The 20,947-nt window shown below is 47.3% G+C and carries 23 protein-coding genes; 17 read left to right on the top strand and 6 right to left on the bottom strand.

The genetic code is table 11. The features are described 5' to 3' along the window. Positions 1-43 precede the first annotated feature (43 nt). Entirely contained in the window at positions 44-355 is a 312-nt protein-coding gene (locus B9D94_RS10385) for a hypothetical protein (RefSeq protein WP_006211205.1), read from the bottom strand. Between the two features lie 366 nt (positions 356-721). Between B9D94_RS10385 and B9D94_RS10380 the strand changes: the two genes are divergently transcribed. From B9D94_RS10380 to B9D94_RS10360, 5 genes are all read left to right on the top strand, one after another. Continuing rightward, entirely contained in the window at positions 722-961 is a 240-nt protein-coding gene (locus B9D94_RS10380) for a hypothetical protein (protein WP_006211206.1), read from the top strand. A gap of 444 nt (positions 962-1,405) precedes the next feature. Continuing rightward, positions 1,406-1,735 (top strand): PadR family transcriptional regulator, encoded by a 330-nt coding sequence (locus B9D94_RS10375; RefSeq protein WP_006211208.1) that lies wholly within the window; start codon positions 1,406-1,408, stop codon positions 1,733-1,735. Then, positions 1,728-2,288, top strand: a complete 561-nt coding sequence (locus tag B9D94_RS10370; RefSeq protein WP_036642153.1) for a DUF1700 domain-containing protein — start codon at positions 1,728-1,730, stop codon at positions 2,286-2,288. Before B9D94_RS10375 ends, B9D94_RS10370 begins: the two co-directional genes overlap by 8 nt. Beyond that, positions 2,285-3,133: a DUF4097 family beta strand repeat-containing protein gene (locus B9D94_RS10365; protein ID WP_172963933.1), complete on the top strand. Its 849-nt coding sequence runs from the start codon at positions 2,285-2,287 to the stop codon at positions 3,131-3,133. Before B9D94_RS10370 ends, B9D94_RS10365 begins: the two co-directional genes overlap by 4 nt. A gap of 78 nt (positions 3,134-3,211) precedes the next feature. After that, positions 3,212-3,838 (top strand): FMN-dependent NADH-azoreductase, encoded by a 627-nt coding sequence (locus B9D94_RS10360; protein WP_006211211.1) that lies wholly within the window; start codon positions 3,212-3,214, stop codon positions 3,836-3,838. 155 nt (positions 3,839-3,993) lie between these two features. Here the strand turns inward: B9D94_RS10360 and B9D94_RS10355 are convergent, their stop codons facing one another. Next, on the bottom strand, positions 3,994-4,302 hold the full coding sequence (locus tag B9D94_RS10355) for a DUF2087 domain-containing protein (RefSeq protein ID WP_235187430.1): 309 nt from the start codon (positions 4,300-4,302) through the stop codon (positions 3,994-3,996). Between the two features lie 212 nt (positions 4,303-4,514). Here B9D94_RS10355 and B9D94_RS10350 point away from each other — a divergent pair, with 212 nt between their 5' ends. The 9 genes from B9D94_RS10350 to B9D94_RS10310 all read left to right on the top strand — a co-directional run bounded on the left by B9D94_RS10350 (position 4,515) and on the right by B9D94_RS10310 (position 11,824). Next, positions 4,515-5,492 carry a YpdA family putative bacillithiol disulfide reductase gene (locus B9D94_RS10350; protein WP_036642150.1) on the top strand — a complete coding sequence of 326 codons (978 nt, stop codon included), beginning with the start codon at positions 4,515-4,517 and terminating at the stop codon, positions 5,490-5,492. 18 nt (positions 5,493-5,510) lie between these two features. Beyond that, positions 5,511-5,954, top strand: coding sequence for a DUF441 domain-containing protein (locus tag B9D94_RS10345; protein WP_006211214.1), 444 nt, complete (start codon positions 5,511-5,513; stop codon positions 5,952-5,954). Positions 5,955-6,185: 231 nt separating this feature from the next. Continuing rightward, positions 6,186-7,091 carry a decaprenyl-phosphate phosphoribosyltransferase gene (locus B9D94_RS10340; RefSeq protein WP_036642148.1) on the top strand — a complete coding sequence of 302 codons (906 nt, stop codon included), beginning with the start codon at positions 6,186-6,188 and terminating at the stop codon, positions 7,089-7,091. A 28-nt stretch (positions 7,092-7,119) separates the two neighbouring features. Further along, positions 7,120-7,752 carry an HAD-IB family hydrolase gene (locus B9D94_RS10335; RefSeq protein ID WP_006211216.1) on the top strand — a complete coding sequence of 211 codons (633 nt, stop codon included), beginning with the start codon at positions 7,120-7,122 and terminating at the stop codon, positions 7,750-7,752. Further along, complete coding sequence (locus B9D94_RS10330) at positions 7,740-8,081, top strand: DMT family transporter (protein ID WP_006211217.1); 342 nt, start codon at positions 7,740-7,742, stop codon at positions 8,079-8,081. The genes B9D94_RS10335 and B9D94_RS10330 overlap by 13 nt, the downstream gene beginning before the upstream one ends. Beyond that, positions 8,071-8,391, top strand: coding sequence for an EamA family transporter (locus B9D94_RS10325; RefSeq protein WP_006211218.1), 321 nt, complete (start codon positions 8,071-8,073; stop codon positions 8,389-8,391). The genes B9D94_RS10330 and B9D94_RS10325 overlap by 11 nt, the downstream gene beginning before the upstream one ends. A 59-nt stretch (positions 8,392-8,450) precedes the next feature. Continuing rightward, a complete protein-coding gene (locus B9D94_RS10320) occupies positions 8,451-9,743 on the top strand; it encodes a DUF6080 domain-containing protein (RefSeq protein ID WP_006211219.1) in 1,293 nt (430 codons plus the stop codon). Positions 9,744-10,015: 272 nt separating this feature from the next. Beyond that, entirely contained in the window at positions 10,016-10,390 is a 375-nt protein-coding gene (locus B9D94_RS10315; protein ID WP_006211220.1) for a BlaI/MecI/CopY family transcriptional regulator, read from the top strand. A 9-nt stretch (positions 10,391-10,399) separates the two neighbouring features. Continuing rightward, positions 10,400-11,824, top strand: coding sequence for a M56 family metallopeptidase (locus tag B9D94_RS10310; protein ID WP_148246948.1), 1,425 nt, complete (start codon positions 10,400-10,402; stop codon positions 11,822-11,824). A gap of 118 nt (positions 11,825-11,942) precedes the next feature. On the opposite strand, the gene B9D94_RS10305 is transcribed toward B9D94_RS10310, so the two are convergent. Continuing rightward, positions 11,943-13,688: an ABC transporter ATP-binding protein gene (locus tag B9D94_RS10305; RefSeq protein ID WP_036642144.1), complete on the bottom strand. Its 1,746-nt coding sequence runs from the start codon at positions 13,686-13,688 to the stop codon at positions 11,943-11,945. A gap of 248 nt (positions 13,689-13,936) precedes the next feature. On the opposite strand from B9D94_RS10305, the gene B9D94_RS10300 reads away from it, so the two are divergent. Continuing rightward, positions 13,937-14,449 carry a hypothetical protein gene (locus B9D94_RS10300; RefSeq protein WP_006211223.1) on the top strand — a complete coding sequence of 171 codons (513 nt, stop codon included), beginning with the start codon at positions 13,937-13,939 and terminating at the stop codon, positions 14,447-14,449. Between the two features lie 148 nt (positions 14,450-14,597). On the opposite strand, the gene B9D94_RS10295 is transcribed toward B9D94_RS10300, so the two are convergent. Beyond that, a complete protein-coding gene (locus B9D94_RS10295) occupies positions 14,598-15,047 on the bottom strand; it encodes an NUDIX domain-containing protein (RefSeq protein WP_006211224.1) in 450 nt (149 codons plus the stop codon). A 47-nt stretch (positions 15,048-15,094) separates the two neighbouring features. After that, positions 15,095-15,400, bottom strand: coding sequence for a HesB/YadR/YfhF family protein (locus tag B9D94_RS10290; protein ID WP_148246947.1), 306 nt, complete (start codon positions 15,398-15,400; stop codon positions 15,095-15,097). A 577-nt stretch (positions 15,401-15,977) separates the two neighbouring features. Between B9D94_RS10290 and B9D94_RS10285 the strand changes: the two genes are divergently transcribed. Next, positions 15,978-17,735, top strand: a complete 1,758-nt coding sequence (locus tag B9D94_RS10285) for an ABC transporter ATP-binding protein (protein WP_036642464.1) — start codon at positions 15,978-15,980, stop codon at positions 17,733-17,735. Further along, the gene (locus tag B9D94_RS10280; protein WP_006211227.1) at positions 17,736-19,841 is read left to right on the top strand and encodes an ABC transporter ATP-binding protein; all 2,106 of its coding nucleotides are present in this window, start codon (positions 17,736-17,738) and stop codon (positions 19,839-19,841) included. It abuts the gene before it with no gap. A 115-nt stretch (positions 19,842-19,956) separates the two neighbouring features. On the opposite strand, the gene B9D94_RS10275 is transcribed toward B9D94_RS10280, so the two are convergent. Further along, entirely contained in the window at positions 19,957-20,883 is a 927-nt protein-coding gene (locus B9D94_RS10275; RefSeq protein WP_148246946.1) for an S-layer homology domain-containing protein, read from the bottom strand. Positions 20,884-20,947: the final 64 nt, after the last annotated feature.

The raw sequence follows: 20,947 nt of genomic DNA, 5'->3' as shown, positions 1-20,947 counted from the left end.
AGGTTGTTGTTTCAGTCAAAACCAATGGGTTACTTACCCAATTCTAACTTTCTTGAAACAACGATCTTCTGCCATAGACAGGAGCTTCCTCGGTTGTTGTGGAGAATGCCCGCTGTAAACGTATATAAGAGCCTTCTCTCAATCCAGCCTCAACAAGGCTTGAGTGGCCCCCTACCGTAAACCACAAGCCTTCTGGAAATTTTGCTTCTAATATATATTGAATTCCTTCACTGGAGGGTTCATGAAAGAGACGCAGTCCCAGCAGCTCATTCAACCGTCCAATCGAGCATTCATCGGGTACGTCGATATCAAACCAATCATCTTCATTACGCCCGCTGATCACGGTGAGTATCATCTGGTTAACCTGCCTTCCCAAAAATGTTAATTCTATATGTTTATTCCATACTCCATGTCCAAACACCTATTTTAATAGGCACAAAAAATAGTTACATTATTGTAACTATATCATTACAGGATCTGTTCTGTCAATTTGTGTCATATTTCCTTTTTCCTATTTCGGCTGTGTAAACGTTGGTTCAGAAGAACTATTTATGTACTGATTATAGGCCAAATCGAGGCTTTTCGTTGTTAAAAAGCCACTGTTCACAAAAATGTCACGCTCACAAAAATGATTCTGATTAATTATACGAATTTAAGGTTATTTTAAGATTGGCAATTTATAATGCAATTATCATGAAAAAACTTTCGTGAGGTGATTGATATGAAAACACTTATTATGTTCCAAAACAAGCCGGTTCCCGTGTACTTTACAACGGACAGCAAGCAGCCGGTACAGAAGGTACTAAAACTGCTGACCAGCGCGCTTGACCATAAAATTCAAACCGGCAAAAAGGCGCTGCAAAAATGCCTCAACTCCCTCATCAGTATTGAAATCGAGGGATCCGAGGCAATTCTTCACAGCAAAAGTGAAAACGACTCTCTTGCGCTATCTCTCTTTTAAAAAGAGGGGTAGCCCTTTTTTTGTTTAGCTTCATTATAACCCGTAATGGCGCTCCTCGGCTATCTGTGCTCTCTGAATTCGAATCTGAAACAATTTCACGAGATTTCTCCGTGTCGTTAACTCCTGGCAATGGTTGAGCTTTTTTAATATAAACCGATCGATAGACATACAATTCATCCCTCCACTTCCTCACTTGGAAAAACGACCCTATGTTCTGATAACTTCTATTAACCGTGCTTTTCCGAGATTAAACGAAACTCCCTTCCTTATACAAAGCTTCTAATGAATCGACTTTTTTTTCGAAACAGTCAAACTGCAGCCCATTTATAGTCAGTACCTTGCATTGATCAGTACTAAGTGATATCTTATTGTAGACACTACTGAATATTAATTACTACCTCATGATGACAACACGAACAAGGATTTATGAAAGGAGGTATCGACATGGATGTCAGTATTCAATTTAAAAAAGGTGTTCTTGAAATTTGCGTGCTTGTGCTTATCCATCGCAGGGACCAATATGGCTATGAGCTGGCCCAAGCGGTATCTCGGCATATTGAGGTCGCGGAAGGAGCTTTATACCCCCTTCTTCGCCGGCTTGTGAATGAAGGCTACTGCACAACATACCTGCAGGAATCAAGCGAGGGGCCACCCCGTAAATATTATAAGCTGACCCCAAGCGGTGTGATCTATATGAGGGCGATGGTAAAGGAATGGAAGACTTTTGTTAGCAATGTGACCAATCTGATAGAGGAAGGAAATGGGTATGACTAAAAAACAGTTTATTTCGATTTTGGAATCGCGTCTGGCTGCGCTTCCTCCCCATGAGCGCCGGGAATTCATCGAGGACGTGGTGTCCCATTTTGACATCGGCATGCAGAACGGACGGTCCGAGCAGGAAATCGCCCGTGAGCTGGGAGATCCCTTTGAAATGGCAAAGGAAGCATTAGGCGACCGTTATGTAGACATGGAAATCCCGGTCCCTGCAAGTGCGGGAAAACCGTCTTCGTTCGGCAAAATCGCCATGGGAACGGGTTTATTCTTCTGCGCTATGGTCATGATTCCTTTCCTTGCGGCATTATGGTCCGGGGGAGTTGCCATTGCAGCTGGCTCGCTCGCCACCCTGCTCAGCCCGGTGCTTGTCCTGCTTGATTATATGGTGAACGGGACGTTTTATCCCGCCAAATTGTTCTTGTCCGTTTCATTCGTGGGAATCGGCATTCTTCTTGGTTATCTAACCCGCTCCATTATATCGGGATTGTTATCGATAACCCTCGGCTACTCCAGATGGAATACTCGCATGATGAAAGGTCGTGACGCAAAGTGAACAAGAAATGGTTGTTCAGTACAGCTATTGCACTTATATTGGTTGGCATCGTCGGTATGGCTGCGTATCAATTTAAATTTGGGGAGGAGCTTATCAGCTATCAGAACAAATGGGAGCTGCAGGATGCGGAAAATCTGAAAAAACTGAGGATTTCCAGCAACATCGAAATTGACTTTGCCTTCGAAGATAGCGGAGATTCGGGAGGATACATCGCTTTTGACGGTAAATTAAGACCCGAATATATCGACATCCTCCAATCTTTTCATCCATCTGGTTCGGAAATCGAACTGGATCTGACCCCATCCTACAAGATTCAGTTTATGAGTGTGGACTTCCATTCACCCAAAGGAAAACTGACCGTTGTTCTGCCATCAAGCACAAAACTCGATGATCTGGAATTGTCAACGTTCTCCGATAACATCCACGTCATAGGTGCATCATCCAAAACGGTGGACATTTCCGTGAAATCAGGCAACATTAACATGAGTGAGATACGTGCCGAGCAACTAAACGTGGAAAATATTTCGGGGAATATTCGCGGCTTCGATATTCAGGCATCCACGCAGCTTGTCAATCATTCCGGCAATGTCGTGTTGAAAGATCTGGAAGGCCCCGTAGACATCGAAGTTTCTTCAGGAAATGTGAACCTGGGCCTGGTTGGTGTTTCGCCCGTCCAAATTTTATGCAGATCCGGTGATGTGAAAGTGCAGCCCGATCCGTCATTCCGCGGATTCTATGATCTCAAGTCGCTGTCGGGATCCGTGAAGGCACCGGAAGCAATGGAGGAAACAACCGATACTATCCAAATACAAACCTACTCCGGCAACATTGATATTGTTCACTAGGATGTCATTGACAAACCATACAAATGAAATATACTATAATTTATAAAGTAAACCATACAACAAGGAGAGTTTTCATACATGTCTAATGTTCTATTCATCAAAGCAAACAACAGAGCCATTGAGCAATCGGTAAGTGTAAAAATGTATCACGAGTTTCTGGAGTCTTTCAAAGCAAGCCACCCGGAAGATCAAATCACGGAGCTTGACCTCTTCGCAGAGAACCTACCTTATTATGACGGTGTTGCCATTAACGGAATGTTCAAAGCCTCCAAAGGCTTCGAAGCAACACCGGAAGAGCAAACTGCTGCAGCGAATGTCAGCAAATATATTGACCAGTTTCTTGCTGCTGACAAAATCGTTTTTGCATTCCCATTGTGGAACATGACGGTACCTGCCGTACTGCACACCTATATCGACTACCTGAACCAAGCAGGCAAAACCTTTAAATATACGCCTCAAGGCGTTGTAGGTCTCGTGACCGGCAAGAAAGTTGTGATCTTAAATGCACGCGGCGGCAACTATTCCGAAGGACCTATGGCAGCAGCAGAGATGGCTGTAAACTTCGTGATGGGTAATCTCCGTCAATGGGGCGTACAAGACATCGAGACGTTGATCATCGAAGGTCATAATCAATTCCCGGATGAGGCTGAACTGATCGTCCAAAACGGTCTTGAGCTTGTTAAAAAGGCTGCTGCTGGATTCTAATAGAGAACTTATACTAACTTAATCTTATATGGTTAAACACACGAAAACCACCGTTCCAATGAACTCCATCCCAATGGTTAGACACCTTCTAACATTGGAGGTGCGGTTCAAATGAGGGTGGTTTTTTGTTTTGTGTATTGGCGGCTTGTTAAGATTTAGATCTTGTCCCATTGAGTCCATAACTCACGCGGATTTCGTACATAGACCCCGTTATCCCGGCTCATATACTTATGAATGATAAATTCCCGCCGGATGGTTGCGTAATCCGCATGATATTGCTTAATAAACTCGTTGATCTCCTTCTCAGGGTATTCCCGCCCCATTTCAAGCTGTTCCACCAGGTGCTCCATAATCACCAGCTTCTTCTTGTACTGTGCCGGAATTTGCCGCAGGCTTCCATCCTCAGCCATAAAATTTCTTAGTACGGAGGCTTTATACGCCTCACTTGCTGTCAATTCCATCATGATCAACCCTCCAAAAAACAAATTTTATAAGCATCTAATTTAATAAATATCTAATTAGAAGATAATCTAATTTCTAATGTTTGTCAATCCCTCCTCCCACTCATGTGAAAAACCGTACTGCGCCAACGGGAAATCTGGATTTATCATTTTATTTGCTGTAGGATTATAATGCTGATCCATAGCGTAAGGTTAAATACATAAGGAGGTTCACCATGCTCGACGTCTTAATTATCGGCGCAGGCCCATGCGGTCTCGCAGCTGCCATTGAGTGCGGCCGCCAGGGCCTCAGCAGCGAGATCATCGATAAACACAATGTAGTCCATTCCATTTATCTTTATCCGACGCATATGCAGTTTTTCAGTACAGCTGAAATGCTCGAAATTGGCGATGTTCCATTTGCCATATCGAATGACAAACCGTTCCGGCACGAGGCGCTGGCCTATTACCGCAGAGTTGCCAAGCATTTTAATCTTAACATTTTCCCATATGAGGAAGCCCTCACGATAACGAAGCAGCCGGACGGCAGCTTTCAAGTGAAAACGCAGAAGCGCGGCGGTGAGGAGTCCATTCGACAAGCCAAACACGTAGTCATCGCTACGGGTTATTTTGACCATCCGAATTATATCGGCATTCCTGGTGAAGACTTGGAGAAAGTAACGCACTATTTCCGTGAAGCTCATCCTTATGCCGGCATGAAAACCGTTGTCATCGGAGGCAGTAACTCCGCTGTCGATGCAGCCATGGAGCTCATCCGCGTTGGAGCAGAGGTCACGATGGTGTACAGGGGCGAAGAAGTGTCCCAGAATATCAAGCCATGGGTACGTCCTCTGTTCGACGGCATGGTTCAGAAGGGACATTTACAGCTTCACCTGAACTCCCGTGTCGTTCAAATCGCGGAATCCTGGGTAACCGTTCTTTCGAATCAAGGTCAGGAAACGATCATTGAGAATGATTTTGTCTTGGCATTGACCGGCTTTCGCCCTGACCGCAAGCTGCTCGCCTCCTCTGGCGTCGAACTGAATGAGGACATGGAGAAACCGCTCTATAATCCGGATACGATGGAGACCAACGTTCCAGGACTTTATGTGGCTGGCGTCATCGCATCGGGCCGTAACGCTAATGAGGTCTTCATTGAAACGGGCAGATTTCACGGGCGCTTGATCGCACAGCACATGGTCTCGAATGTTTAACAAAAGGAGGGATCTCCCATGGACGTAACTTCACTCATCCTGCTGGCCATGGCCGGACTTGGCATTATCAGCAGCAACTCTGCTGTGACCATTGCGATGCTGACTTTGCTAATGCTCCGCGTAACCGGCTTTCAGCAGGCCTTCCCATGGCTGGAGAAATACGGACTGACCCTCGGTATCATCATCCTCACCATAGGGGTGATGTCGCCGCTGGCCAGCGGTAAGATGAGCCTGCAAACCATCGGCGAGTCCTTCCTCCATTGGAAATCACTGCTCGCCATTGCCGTCGGCATGCTTGTCGCTTATCTGGGAGGACGCGGAGCTACCCTGATGGGAAGCAACCCGACCGTGGTTGCCGGGCTCCTCGTTGGCACCGTCCTCGGTGTTGCTCTATTCCGCGGCGTTCCCGTGGGGCCGCTGATTGCCGCCGGTCTGCTCTCCCTGCTTATCGGCAAATCTTGAGGAAGGCTTGTTTGCCTTCACCTGCCATGCAAACAAGTAATAACACGTTGAATGATGGCCTCCCTGCTGGTTCAAGGACCCTTGGGGAGGTTTATTTTTTCTGTAGTGCGGCAACAGCTTGTTCACTCATCATTACCATATATAGTCTATTCTATGGTATGATAGCTATCGTATTTCAGCTCTTCTTCCCTACATCCCAGTGAAACATGATTGATCAGGAGGTTACATCAATTGTCATCCACAAATACGAATTCAGCGGCTGCCCCATTGAGGCAGCTTCCTGTGCTGCTCTTTAGGCAGCTTAGACCGAAGCAATGGACCAAAAATCTGCTTATTTTTGCCGCCCCCCTGTTCTCGTTCGAAACGATAAATCCTGGATCGCTCCTCGATACGCTGATCGGTTTTCTTCTCTTGTCCTTCGTATCCGGCTGCGTCTATATCGTGAACGACTATGCGGATCGCGAAGCCGATCGCAACCATCCGGTGAAGAAGTACCGTCCGATGGCATCCGGTGCACTTCCGCCCAAGCTGGCGCTTGTGTTTGGTGCGTTGTTGTTAGCAGCTTCTCTAGCGGTATCTTATGTTCTTAATCCGTTGTTTACCGGCTTGCTGCTGCTCTACTTCGCAATGAATGTTGCTTACTCGTTCCGGCTGAAGCACGTTGTCATCATCGACATCATGATTATTGCGGCAGGGTTTGTACTGCGGGCCATTGCAGGCGGTCTGGTGATTCATGTGCCCTTCACGCCGTGGTTCCTGCTGTGCACCATGCTGTTGTCGCTCTTTCTTGCTATCGGCAAGAGACGGCATGAGCTTCATCTGCTGCAAAATGACAAGGGCTCTCACCGCAAGGTGCTGGATCAATATTCATTTGATCTGCTGGACCAGATGAGCAGCATTGTCACAACGGCAACCATCATCAGTTATTCGCTGTTTACCTTTACATCGGGCAGAACCGTTCACCTCATGTGGACCATTCCGCTTGTCATCTACGGCATGTTCCGCTATCTTTATCTGATACATATCGAGAAGAAAGGCGGTGCGCCTGACCGGGTGCTCCTGGAGGACACTCACATCCTGGTTACCGTCATTCTCTATGTAATAAGCGTTGTCGGAATTTTGGTGTACTTTGAATAATACAGAATTGGTAATAGAGGGATCCCATATGAACCAGAAATTCGCTATATTCGATATCGACAAAACGGTGATTCATACGGACTCCATGTTTCAATTTTTGCAGTATGGTATACGGAAAAAACCTTCCACGGCACCCGTCATTCTGAAGGTCGTGCTGCATTCCGTGCTGTACAAGCTGAAGCTCTTGGAAGCCGAAAAAGCAAAAAGCGCTTATTTCCATGCGATGCGCCATATGGAAGACTCCGATCTGGAGCATTTTTATCAAACAGAATTAAAGCCCGCCATCTTTCCCGATGCGCTGAAAGAGCTGCAGCTTAAAAAGAGCGCGGGTTATCATGTCCTGCTCGTAACGGCATCCCCGGATGCGTATATGAGATACTTTGCAGAGCTGCCATGCGTTGACACCGTGATAGCGACAAAATTGACCCGGCAGGACGAACGCTTTACCTCAATGATTGAAGGCAGCAATTGCAAGGGAGAGGAGAAAGTGAACCGCATTCAGCAATATCTGGACGAGCAACAGCTGACCATTGACTATGAGTCATCCTGTGCTTATTCCGATTCCTTATCCGATCTGCCGATGCTCCGGCTGGTCAAGCACAAATATCTAGTCAATCACAAATCCGCTCATGGATGCGAGGGATTAACATGGAGCAGGTAAAAGCACAGGACTCTCCGCGCCACCTCGGCAAGCTGCTGATGGTTGTATCGGCCTTTTTGACGGCTACCGGGCAGCTGTTCTGGAAGTGGGGTCATACCAACTTGCTGTATATGGGGATCGGGTTTGTCTGCTATGGCCTCGGGGCTGTACTCATGATCAAATCATTTTCCCTGGAGAAGCTATCCGTAGCCTACCCCCTGATGTGTATCAGCTATATTGTGGCCCTGTTTTATGGTGATTTTTTTCTGGACGAACCTCTTACCCTAAAAAAACTGGCCGCTGTAGCCCTGCTTGGAATCGGGGTGACTTTAACTTCCTATGAAAAATGACATCCTGCTCTACTCACTTCTGCTCTTGATGACACTTCTGGGCTCGCTTGGGAGCGTATTCTTCAAGGGGTACACCGCGGGCAAACAAATCAAGCTGCTTCTGATCGGTTTTTTCTGTTACGGTTTGGGGGCGCTGCTGAACATTTACCTGCTTGGCCAGCTTCCCTACACACTGGTTATGCCAGCCAATGCGCTGACATTTCTGTGGGCATTGCTGTTTGCCAAACTGGTATTCAAAGAAACCATAGGGATTCGAAAAATCGCGGGTGTCGCGTTTATTATTTCCGGATTGCTTATGCTCATCTGGTAAATGCATGCAGAACGGCTCACTTTGAATACATAAAATGATTAGATTGGTGGAAAGCGAACATGACTTTTTTCCGTTATTTGTTTCGACATAAAAAAGATAATTATACGGCCATCGGCTTAAGCATCTGTCTTGCGCTATGGTATGTTTTCATGAATCTTCCCTTCGTGACCTACATTAAGGATCATGCAGCCACCCTGATGCCCCATAGCCCTTTCTATGGTGCACCTTTTACCCTGAATCTGTTTAACTTCGACCCTTCGATGGAATATGGCCCGGAAAATATCTCGATCATACACCCGTTCATTAATTTCCTGACAAGTCCGTTAACATCGATCATCGGGAGTTCCAACCTCCCTTATCTTCTGATTCAGTCAGTCTTGAATGCCTTGAGTGCAGCTCTGGTATATTACATCATCCGCAGAGGCGGAGCAGGCTGGGTGCTTTCCCTCGTCACAGCCGCTTTCTTTGGTTTCAGCTCTTACTCACTGTACACGGCTTTTATACCGGATTCCTATGCTTATGCGCAGTTTATGATCATTTTATCTGCGGCTTACTTGCAGCATAACCGAATCGAGAATCGGTTTGGGGTAATGCCTAACGCCTCCCTGGCCCTTATCAATTTCGGAATTACATCTACGAATGTAGCAACCTTCTCGGGAGCACTGTTGATCAGTATGTTGGATAGACGAATGAAACACGCGTTTAAACGGTTTATCATCATAATGCTGGTCTTTCTGGGCATGGTTGTAATTGTTACACTGCTTCAGCACCTGCTGTTCTCAGGCAAATCGTGGATCGGGAACGTATTTACAAGCATGCAGAACGGCGCGCTCAGCTACGTTTCTCCCTTCTCCTTCACGCATCATTCACGCGTGTTTTACATGCTGTTTGTAAGTCCTATTCTGTCGCCCGAGCTGGCTATGATTGATCCGGGAATCGCTGCGTTTGTGACGGATTTGTCCAAGCCGTATCCGATCCATGTCCATATCGTCGGTCTCGGCATGCTCTTGCTCGCCGTGCTCTCCTTCATCAAAGGCATCAAATCCCGTGATACGTGGGCGTTCAGCATCTACATTCTGTTCGCGATCCTGCTCCACGTCATCGTTGGCTTCGGTCTGGCTACGTATAATTACGATATGTACTTGTACGCAGGGCATTATCTGTTTGCGGTATTCGTACTCGCCGCGATGTTCATTGCAAAATTGAACAGCTATCGTATTCAGCAAGCTCTGACCGGCATCATGATCCTATTCCTGTTTATCACCTTGGTGAACAATATCGTATTACACGGTCAGACGCTGGATTATATTCAGACGACTTATGACACGGTGTTCCATAATATCGAGAAATAAGCATTGCCTCAAAGGGGGTGTCCCCCAAAGATCTTAGATCTGGCCGGACGCCTTCTTTTTCCTATTAATAGACACTTTCTCTACGAATCGTTCCTCGTATCACTACCGCTTATCTACTCACTTACCAAGAACAGAATGCTATCAAATGTAATAAATCACTTTCTTTCTTCTTCTCTTGACGAACCACTACATAATGTAGTAAATTGTAATCACTACGTAGTGTAGTAATTCATTTCGTTATGGACGCATAACGAACTCAAGAGGTGCTCACCGTGAAACAGGTACAAAAATTATCGGATACTGAAATGGAACTAATGGAAGTAATTTGGGAGTGTACGCCGCCTGTGACATCCACCGAACTTCTGCGTTTGTTTTCTCAAAAAGGAAGGGAATGGAAACCGCAGACTATATCCACCTTTTTATCGCGCTTGGTGGACAAAGAGGCGCTTGCAGTTACGAGGCATGGACGGACAAATCAATATATGCCTCTCATTTCTCCTAAAGATTATAAATTACTCGAAACGCAAAACGTGCTGGACGGGTTATATCAAGGCTCGGTGAAAAACCTAATATCGGCTCTATACGATGGCGACAAGCTATCAGATGAAGACATTTCAGAACTGAAGAAATGGTTTTCGGAAAAGTAGGTGCACCTTATGAATACGATACTTGAATTGCTGTCTATCCTTACCGTTGCCGGAAGTGTCGTCGTAGTCTGTATTCTTTTACTGCGGATCGTATCCATCCATGCTATTCCACCAAAATGGCGTTATAGAATTAGCAAAATGGCTTTAGGCTTTTATCTTCTACCTGTAGTGCTTGGTATACAGTGGGTTTCACGGTTCTTTACTTTCAAGTTTAAAGCAACCACCCCCATCTCAAACCAGTTGCCATTAAATGTACAACATACGCTACCTGGACATTCAGGGTTCAATCCGAAGCCATTTATGGCAGAGCAGACTATTTCAACCCATATAGCCCTTCTCCTCCTCAGTCTATGGGGACTCGGAGCTGTAGCCTTTGCCGCTTGGCAGACCGTTTCTTATCGCAGATTATTGAAAATCCTGGAACAGACGCGTTCCTCCGTTTCGGAGAATAGTGAAGCAGCTAAACAACTCCTTTTTACCAAGCAAGCTCTTGGTGTTACTAACAAGGTCCAGCTTGCGTACAGTTCTGCCGTTCGGAGTCCAGTGCTTGTCGGCCTTTGGAAGCCAACCATTTATCTCCCTATAGAGAATACCGTAGACATGGATATGGGTATGGTGATCCATCATGAGTTGATTCATCTGAAGCGAAAAGATTTATGGGTCAAGGCGTTCACCTTGGGAGCCAGCGCCTTGCATTGGTTTAATCCCTTGGTACACATTCTTCAGAAGGACATTCACACATGGAGCGAGCTTTCTTGTGATGAAGAAGTCGTAAAAGAGATGTCCTACGCCGAACGAAAACGCTATGGAGAAACCATCTTGAACGTCATGGCAGGATCAAGAAATTTACCCGTACGATTTTGTGCCTCCTTATCCGGTGACGGAAAACAATTAAAAAGGAGATTAACGATTATGCTCAGCGTAAAGAAATTGAAAAAGAAAACAGTGTACCTCACGATAACAGCTGTATTTTTGGTGGCCGCGATTAGCACAACAACAGCGGCATGGGCTTCCAGCAACACGCCCAAAGTAGTAGAAGATGAAAAAAGTCAATATAAAGCTCAATCAAATGAAGTTACCTTAAAACCTATAGACGAAACTAAAACAAATGAGGTGGAAGTTTCTCGTTCTACACCTGCATCTGATTATGAAACAAATACAGGATCGCAAATCAAAGAAAATACGGATATACCCAAAGCTCCAGGTGCAAGTGAAAAAAGCGCTCCTGACCCTCTAGCAGTTGAAGAACTGATTATGCCAGTAGACGAAGGTTATAGAAAGTCTCACCTAACTGAAATCCCTCCGGGCACTTCGATCACGGTAAGATCCATGACACCTGAAAAAAAGACTTCGATGAAGGAACTTGAAGAGGAATTACAAGCAACAATGAAACTCGAGGAGTCTATCGACTATGATGAACGTTCTCATAAATAACAATTTTGAAAAAAGCACTGCCTCAAAGGCAGTGCTTTTTTCAGATATTGTTGACTTTATTTGTACACCTTTTCCATTTTTGATACCCTCCGCTTATTGCTGAACACACCCTGCAGCTTTAAGTCTCCAAATGCTGCACGTTATACAATCTCGCATAACTTCCTTCGAGATTCATCAGCTCGCTGTGCGTGCCCTGCTCTGTAATCCGGCCATTCTCTAACACGACAATCTGATCGGCATGCGTAATCGTCGAAAGGCGATGAGCAACAATCAAGGTTGTACGGTTATTTGACAGGGAGGCAAGCGCCTGCTGTATCAGGTGCTCCGACTCCAGATCCAGCGCCGAGGTTGCCTCATCGAGGACCAGAATGTCCGGGTCTTTAAGAAAGACGCGGGCGATCGCCAGTCGTTGCTTCTGTCCTCCCGAAAGTTTAACGCCTCGTTCACCCACCTCGGTATCATAGCCCTGCGGCAGCTGAGTAATGAAATCATGCGCATTGGCCGCTTTGGCGGCTGCAACTATCGCTTCTTCCTCTGCTTCCGGATTACCGAACAGAATATTTTCCCGAACTGTGCCACTGAACAGGAAGTTATCCTGCAGCACCATACCTACGGCCCCCCGCAAACTGTCCAGCGTCAAATCCCTGACGTCGTGTCCGTTGATCCTAACAGCGCCTTGCTGCACGTCGTAGAATCGGGGAATCAGTCCGATGAGTGACGACTTGCCGCCGCCGCTCATGCCGACAAACGCAACGGTCTGGCCTTGCTTAATGGTCAGGCTGATATCTTTAAGCACCCAGCCTGCATCGTCATTGTACTTGAAGCAGACACGATCAAACTCGATCTGTCCGGCTCTCTTGAGCGTTTTGGCATCAGGACGGTCCAGGATGTCATAAGGCTCGTCCATGAGCTCCTTGACCCGCTCCAGCGACGCTGAGGCCTGTGTCAGAACCGTTGAAGAGTTGATCAGGCGGCGAAGTGGAGCATACAGCCTGTCAAGGTAGCCAAAAAAGGCTACAAACGTACCCAATGTCAGATCCCCCTGAATTACCCGGTACCCTCCGTAACCGATCACCAGGATCGGCGCAATATCCGTCAGCGTATTGATTATCGAGAAGGTGAGCGCGTTCCAGCGGGTCTGGGCCATCGCTTTATTCAGAAAATTTCCGTTGATTCCTTCAAATTTCTTCTGGTCATAACGCTCCAGAGTAAAACTTCGGATAACCGAGATGCCCTGAATCCGTTCATGCAAGTACGCCTGGATGCCTGCCAATGCCTGAGAGCGGTCTTTGGTCAGCCGCTTAAGCCGCTTGTACAGCAGATTCACCGCGAGTCCATACAAGGGCAGAATCGAGATGGCGACCAGGGTTAGCACCGGATTCATAAAGAACATAACAATCAAAACAAACAGCAATGTAAACATGTCCAGCCAAATGTTCATCATACCGACTTCGACCAGATTCTTGGACTGCTCCACATCGTTAATAAAACGCGATATCGCTTCGCCTACCTTGGTATTCTGATAGTAACGCAGAGATAAGCGCTGCAGATGTGCATAAAGCCGGTTACGCATATCAAACAAAATTCGGCTGGTAATAAACTGGGCAAAGTACTGCCTCAAGTATTCAACCGGACCACGCACAACAACAAACAGCACAAGTGTACCGGCCAGAATCCACATCAAATCCTGAATTTTCTGCTCGATGGTCATCTGCTGGTTAATCAATAGATCATCAACAACGTATTTCATGATCATCGGCAGTAATAACGGGATTGCAAATTTGATCATGCCGATAATGAGAGTCAGAATGATCCACTTCATATAAGGCTTTACGAAGGGATAATAGATTTTCCATGATTTCAATAGTAATAACAGCCCTTTCCCAAGATTATAGAATTATAAGTTTTCCGCGAGGCTGAGCCTATTCGATAATCGCAAGAAAAAACACCCTCCAAAGCGGGTCTGTCTTCTGTGAAAGTACATGGATAGACGTTTATATAGCGTAACATCCACCCGGTTGTTAGGGGAAGAGCAGTTGACAATTGTGAACTTCAATGCTTTATTAGTTCTAAACTTATAAATAGTATCATGTCACGCAGGAGGATTTAGTCATGACCAGAATTTTCGTGACGGAGGCCGTTATGCTAGCCATTTACGGCCAGCTGTTAATACCATCTAAACCCGTCGAATACATCATTCCATACACTACGATTTTGGAATTATATGAACTTCATACCACCGATGAACATCTCATGAACAGCAGTGCTGATGATCAGCACGTCAAGATAAAGATCGGCGAATTGATTTCCTATTTTGAAGAGCCGTTGAATAAAAAGAAGATCGAACGGGCCCTTCAAGTTCCCTGGGCGAAAAGCCCATCCATTCCCGTTGGAGAAACCACCCGGGTATCCGTCATGAACACGATGGACACGGCACCGTATGGGGAGTCGTTTGATCCGATTGAAACCGAGCTGCTCCTGGCATCCCAAAGAGCGGAAGCTCCCATTCTAACAGATCAATACGAATTGATCCAGCGTATCGTTGATAGCGCTCTTCCTGTTCAGGTCTATGATATCGACGATTTTGATTTTGCACTGGAGGTCCCGTTTTCCGGTCTGACTTAATGGTCGATATCGGATTGTGCGGAACACAAGCTAATATAGCAAAGGAGTCCCTCCCCCGGTTTGAATGGGGCAGGGACTCCTCATTATGACCGAAAAAAATTCCCCAAGCGGGGAATTGAAGGCATGCACGCTGATGCCACCTAGGCTTTCAGATTTTCTCTTTTACCTTGTCCAGCAAGTGCACCGTAATGGCATCCATGGCCGGCAATGCATGAAAGTCAAAATATTTAAGTGATACTTCCGTATTAGGAGACAGATGAATTGCACTGTGCAGACCGGTTGCTGCATACACGCCAATCACATAATACTCCTCATCTCCGCCAAGATGCTTCTTCCTATACTCTGGACCCGATACAAGGTCCAAGAGTCGCATATCATCCGCTGTCAGGCCACTCTCTTCCCACAGCTCTCTGGACGCTGTATCTTCAAGAGCTTCGCCAGGCTTCAGGCTTCCCATCGGGAGCCCCCACTCGTCCTTGTTCTGCCGCTTCAGGAGCAGAATCTCTCCATTCTCGTTCAGCACAAGCACCGCCGCTTTCACACGGACCACCGAACGTTTGCCGATGTATTGGCGAATATCACGGTGATATACGCTCATCTTGGGAACCTCCTCTCCCTAGATGGCGCTGCAGTCTCTCACTCAAGTTAATTTACTGCGCCCTCTTCTTCATAAATATACGAAATGTCATCCAACGATTCCTCATATTTCACGCGAAGCGTATAACCGTTCAAATACCATAAATCCTGCTCTTCCATAAAGAACGTTACCTCTTCCGAACGCTCTGTCAGTCCCGCTTCTCTTGGTTCATCTACTGAAATGCCTAGCGAAAAGCCGGGATGCAGCCCCCCGCCTGAACTATATCGCGGAAAGAAGCGAACGAACGTGCCTGCTTGAAGATCAAGTTCCTTCTTGTACCAACGTGCCGCCTGATCGCTGACTTGAATTTGCATGTATCGTACACCCTCCTTAGACGTCATATAATGTTGACCCCATCGTTATTAAGGACGGAGACCTTAGGAACGGTTTATATTTGGTTGTAGTATTATCATAACGCAAACGTATGTTAGGATACAAATCATTTTGATAATAAAATAGTGACATAAGGTTGTCCACTGCCTGCTGTTTGAAATAACCTGCCCTGTTCTCGAAAAAATAAGTTTGACACATTCCAGTTCATGGTGATAAAATTCAGTCCATACAAGAGCGATTTGAATAAATTGTAAAAATGACGAAGAAAGGGTGAGTGACATGTTTAAACTTATTGCTATGGATAAAGATCATCTGCATCCATTCCTACAATTAAATATGGATCGACTCTCCCATAGTGCTGTCTCATAGTCATTAAGCTTCGTTCATTCGCAAGAATGACCAGAACGAAGCTGCTAACCGCTGCACGGAAGTCATGATCACCGTGCGTATGATAAATTCAAAATTAATGAAGCATATCGTCCGTCCTCGGATGATGTGCTTTTTTTGGTTTTTGCGGGTGATATGATGTCAGAACTGCATACGAAAGGAAGGGATAATGTGTTTGCCGTACTTAAAAATTTAGGCTGGTTTTTCAAGCGAGAGAAGAAACGTTATTTGATCGGCCTTGCACTTCTCATCTTTTGCGGACTGGTTGAACTTCTGCCGCCGCTCTTGCTCGGAAATGCCATTGACGATATCGTCAGCAGTTCGATAACCTGGGCCTCCCTGGTCCAGTATTTGCTCATGATTCTCGGCATCGTCGCTGTTGTGTACTGTGCCACGTACATATGGATGCACCGGCTGTTCGGTGGAGCGAACCTTGTAGAGCGCCTGCTCCGCACCCGGTATATGAATCATTTGCTCCGAATGCTTCCGCCTTTCTTCGAACGAAACCGTACCGGAGATCTGATGGCAAAAGCAACGAATGATCTTCGCTCCGTGGCAGCCACCGCCGGTTTCGGCATGCTGGTCATGACGGATTCCACTATATATTTGATCGTGGTCCTGTTCGCCATGGGTTTCATTGTCAGCTGGAAGCTGACACTCGCTGCCATTTTGCCTATGCCGATCATCGCGATTGGTATGGTGATCTACGGAAGAGCCATTCATAAACGCTACACGCTGGCGCAGGATGCTTTCGGCGACATGAATGACCAGGTTCTGGAGTCGGTTGCAGGCGTGCGTGTCGTACGTGCTTATGTACAAGAGCGCGCCGATCAGAAACGCTTCCAGGACATCACGGATGATGTATATCGCAAAAATCTGGCCGTCGCCAAAGTAGACGCCCTGTTCGAACCGACCATTAACTTCTCCATCGGACTGAGTTATGTAATCGGTTTAACCTACGGGGTATACCTGGTGTTCCAGAACCAGATCACCCTCGGAGATCTCGTATCGTTCAACATGTACCTCGGGATGATGATTTGGCCAATGTTTGCAATCGGAGAATTGATCAACATTATGCAGCGGGGGAACGCGTCCCTGGATCGGGTTAACCAGACGCTGAATACTCCGCCGGATGTAACGAATGCTGAAACGACTGTAGACGTGAAGGTTCCGGATACCATTCAGTTTCGGGATGTGACCTTCCGGTATCCGAGCTCTACTATAGATAATTTGAATAACATCAACTTTATGCTGCAGAAGGGCCAGACGCTCGGCGTTGTAGGCCGTACGGGCAGCGGTAAATCTACGCTGCTCAAGCAGCTTCTTCATGAGTATCCTACCGGAACCGGCGGCATCCTTATATCCGGTGTGCCGATGGAGATGCTCTCCACCGACCAGCTCCACAGCTGGATCGGGTATGTACCGCAGGAGCAGATTCTATTCTCCAAAACGGTTCGGCAGAACATCCAGTTTGGCAAAAAGGATGCAAGTGATGAACTGATCATGGATGCCATCACAACGGCCGCTTTTGACCGGGACTTGGTTACCCTCTCCGATGGGCTAGATACGCTTGTGGGTGAGAAAGGCGTTGCCCTGTCCGGGGGACAAAAACAGCGGGTCTCGCTGGCTCGCGCTTTCATCGGCGACCCTGAAATCCTGATTCTGGACGACTCCTTGTCCGCGGTGGATGCCCGGACTGAAGCCAGAATCATTGACAACATCCGGAGCAAGCGCGCCGGCAAAACGACGCTTATCTCCACGCACCGTCTCTCGGCGGTTCAGCATGCCGATGTCATCGTGGTGCTGGAGGAAGGCCGAATCATCGAGCAGGGAACGCATGATGAACTGCTGGAGCTCGGCGGCTGGTATCGTGAACAATACGAACGCCAGCAAGTAGAAAACAATCTAACCTCTGAGGAGGTGTCTTAATTGACTCCAACGGATACAACCATATCGAATGAATCCGGAATCGCCAAACGGCTGTTCCGGTATGCCTTAACGGCAAAAGGCACCTTCATCACGGCTTTAATTCTGCTGGCGATTGGCGTTGCCGCAGAACTGGCAGGTCCCTTCATAGCAAAAACGATGATCGATGAGCACATACTTGGCATCGAGCGGCCTTATTACGAAACCACGCAGGCCGAGGGTGCTGCTGCGTATAACGGGACTTACTACAAGCGTGAAGATCGCTTTCAACTAGGCGAGACACGCGGGCAGGAAGTACGCCTTGTCCAATCCGGCCGCAGTTTCTATTTCATCAACGAGCCGGTCGCCCGGGTAGAAGGCAAACGTTCCTTCCAGGATGGTGTATTGACGATTTCTTACGCCTCGGAGAAACAGCAGTATCCGGCTGTCCCATTATCCAAGGAGCAGCTGTTTGAATTTTATAAACCGGAGCTTCCCAGCATTTATAAGCTGGTCGGCCTGTTCCTGATCTGTCTGCTTATTTCCATGATCACGGTATTCGGCAGAACCTACTGGCTGCAATCCGCTGCCAATCGGGTCATTCAGAAGCTGCGTACCGATGTTTACGCCCATATTCAGCGGCTGCCCGTGAACTTCTTTGATAACCTGCCGGCAGGTAAAGTCGTTTCCCGGATCACCAATGATACCGAGGCGGTAAAAGACCTGTTCGTTGCAGTATTATCCAACTTCAGCTCCGGAGCCGTGTATATAACCGGTGTCTACATTGCCCTGTTCCTTCTGGATGTAAGATTAGGCCTAATCAGTTTGTTTGTAATCCCGATGTTGATCGTGTGGACCATTCTGTATCGCAAATTCGCGACCAAGTACAACACCGTGATCCGCTCCCGTTTGAGCGAGATCAATGCCATCATCAATGAATCCATTCAAGGTATGGCCATCATCCGTGTATTCCGCCGCCAAAAGGCTACCCAGGAAGAGTTCGAAGCACTGAATGCGGACTACATGGCCCATCAGAACAAAATGCTGAACTTGAACTCCTTCACCACCCACAATCTGGTGAATGTGCTCCGTAACATTTCCTTTGTAGTCGTTCTCTGGTATTTCGGCTCTGCATCGCTGAACGGTGCCGGCATTGTATCGATCGGGGTGCTGTACGCCTTCGTTGATTTGCTCGGCCGTATGTTCCAGCCGATTACAGGTATGGTGAATCAGCTGGCAGCCCTCGATACCTCCATTGTCTCCGCTAAACGGGTATTTGAGCTCATGGACGAGACTGGAGAGAAAGTAACCGATGGCGGCATGCCGCGTTATATGGGGAATGTGGAATTTCAAGACGTGTCGTTTGCCTACAAGAAGGATTATGTTCTTAAGAACATTTCATTTGAAGCCAAGCAGGGGCAGACGGTTGCACTTGTAGGACATACCGGATCCGGAAAAAGCTCCATCATCAATCTGTTGTTCCGTTTCTACGATCCACAGAAAGGAACCATCACCATTGATGGTCAGCCTGTTACCGACATTCCGAAACAATGGCTCCGCAAGCATATGGGTATCGTACTGCAAGATCCCTATCTATTCACCGGCACCATTGCTTCCAATGTCAGCCTGGGTGATCCGAGCATTACCCGGGAACAGGTGGAGCAGGCACTCCGTGATGTGGGTGCAGACCGATTGCTGGCTCACCTGCCGCAAGGCTTTGATGAGCCAGTCCTTGAGAAGGGCAGTACGCTTTCTGCCGGTCAACGACAACTGATCTCATTTGCCCGGGCCTTGGCTTTCAATCCGGCCATTCTGATTCTCGATGAAGCCACGGCTAACATCGACACAGAGACGGAAGCGCTGATCCAGGATGCGCTGGAAGTATTGAAGCGAGGTCGTACCACGTTTATCATTGCCCACCGCTTATCCACGATCCGCAGCGCCGATCAGATTCTGGTCCTGCACCGCGGGGAAATCGTTGAGCAGGGCTCCCATGATGAATTGATGGAGCTCGGTGGAAGGTACTTCAAAATGTACCAGCTCCAGCAAGGAAGCACTGCCTCCCTGCCGGAAGGCAAGGAAACGGTTGGCGCCGCTGCCCATAGTAAGCTGGCTGGTGGCCATGTTTAGCTGATGAAAGAATATACGATGCAGATTAAATAGAAGAAGGCTTCCCCATGCACGAATGCAACATTCGCACGGGAAAGCCTTCTTTTTACATTATATATGGACTGGTTCTATAAGATCACTTCGTGAAATTAATGATACCGGCCGATTTGACCGTGATTTTGGAATACTTGGCTGGCACCAGCACGTCATCCGAAGACTTGGAGATGACTTGCGGGTAAATGCTATCCGGATCGGGCTCAAGAACTTTGTAATAGATAACCGCTTCGGAATCACTTACATAGTCGACCGAGGAAATTTTAATGCCATAACCCGGATTTGGCAGATCATCTTTGGTTACCGTTACTTTGTTCTGCGATTCATCCACCTTGACCACGCTGGTGCTTATACCCGATTCGGGCTGTTCGGGTTTCTCGGGTAACGTGATCTGCGGGTGCTCTTCAATGAACTGGATCGAATGATAAGCAAGCTCTGCCGCCTCAATCCGCGTTAAATGATTCGTTGGATGGAACTTGTCATTGCTATCCAGCTTAGCGATTTTGGTTAAGAGCAGGAACTGCACCGCTCCCCGGCTCTCCTCCTTCATCAGGTCCTCGTCAGCCACATGCAGATACATCGCAACGACAGGATAATTTCCCGTCTGCTGAATGGCTTCCGAGAGCAGAGTCGAGAACACTTCCCGCGTTATCGGTTCATTCCACTTCATGTCTGAGGATACGGATAATCCGTTCTGAACCGCGATATTCACGGCGTTGGCATACCAGGCATCCTTCGGCACGCTGTCAAACGAACGGCCGCTATAGTTCGGCTGCACTTTCAGATCAGCCACATTAACAATCATCTGGACCGCTTGGGCAGTTGTAATCGTCCTGGACGGAGCGAATTTGTCAGCACTTATGCCTTGGATAATCCCTTTCGCCTGCAGCTCCTTCACCATTTGCAGCGGCTTCTGCTCCTGGATATCCGTGAAAGCAGAGGCGGCGCCAGCACCGAGTAGTGACGAAGTAACAAGCATTGCAGTTAACAATTTGGTTGTTTTTTTCATATTTACACCTCCTATAATCTCTGACGCAGAGGTGCTGGAATATGTTTCATCTCCGCCCTATTTT

The organism is Paenibacillus sp. Cedars (assembly GCF_003184205.1).
Lineage (GTDB): Bacteria > Bacillota > Bacilli > Paenibacillales > Paenibacillaceae > Paenibacillus_AQ > Paenibacillus_AQ glucanolyticus.
Note: the sequence above shows the minus strand (reverse complement) of the source record. Positions and strands in the feature narration are given on the sequence as shown.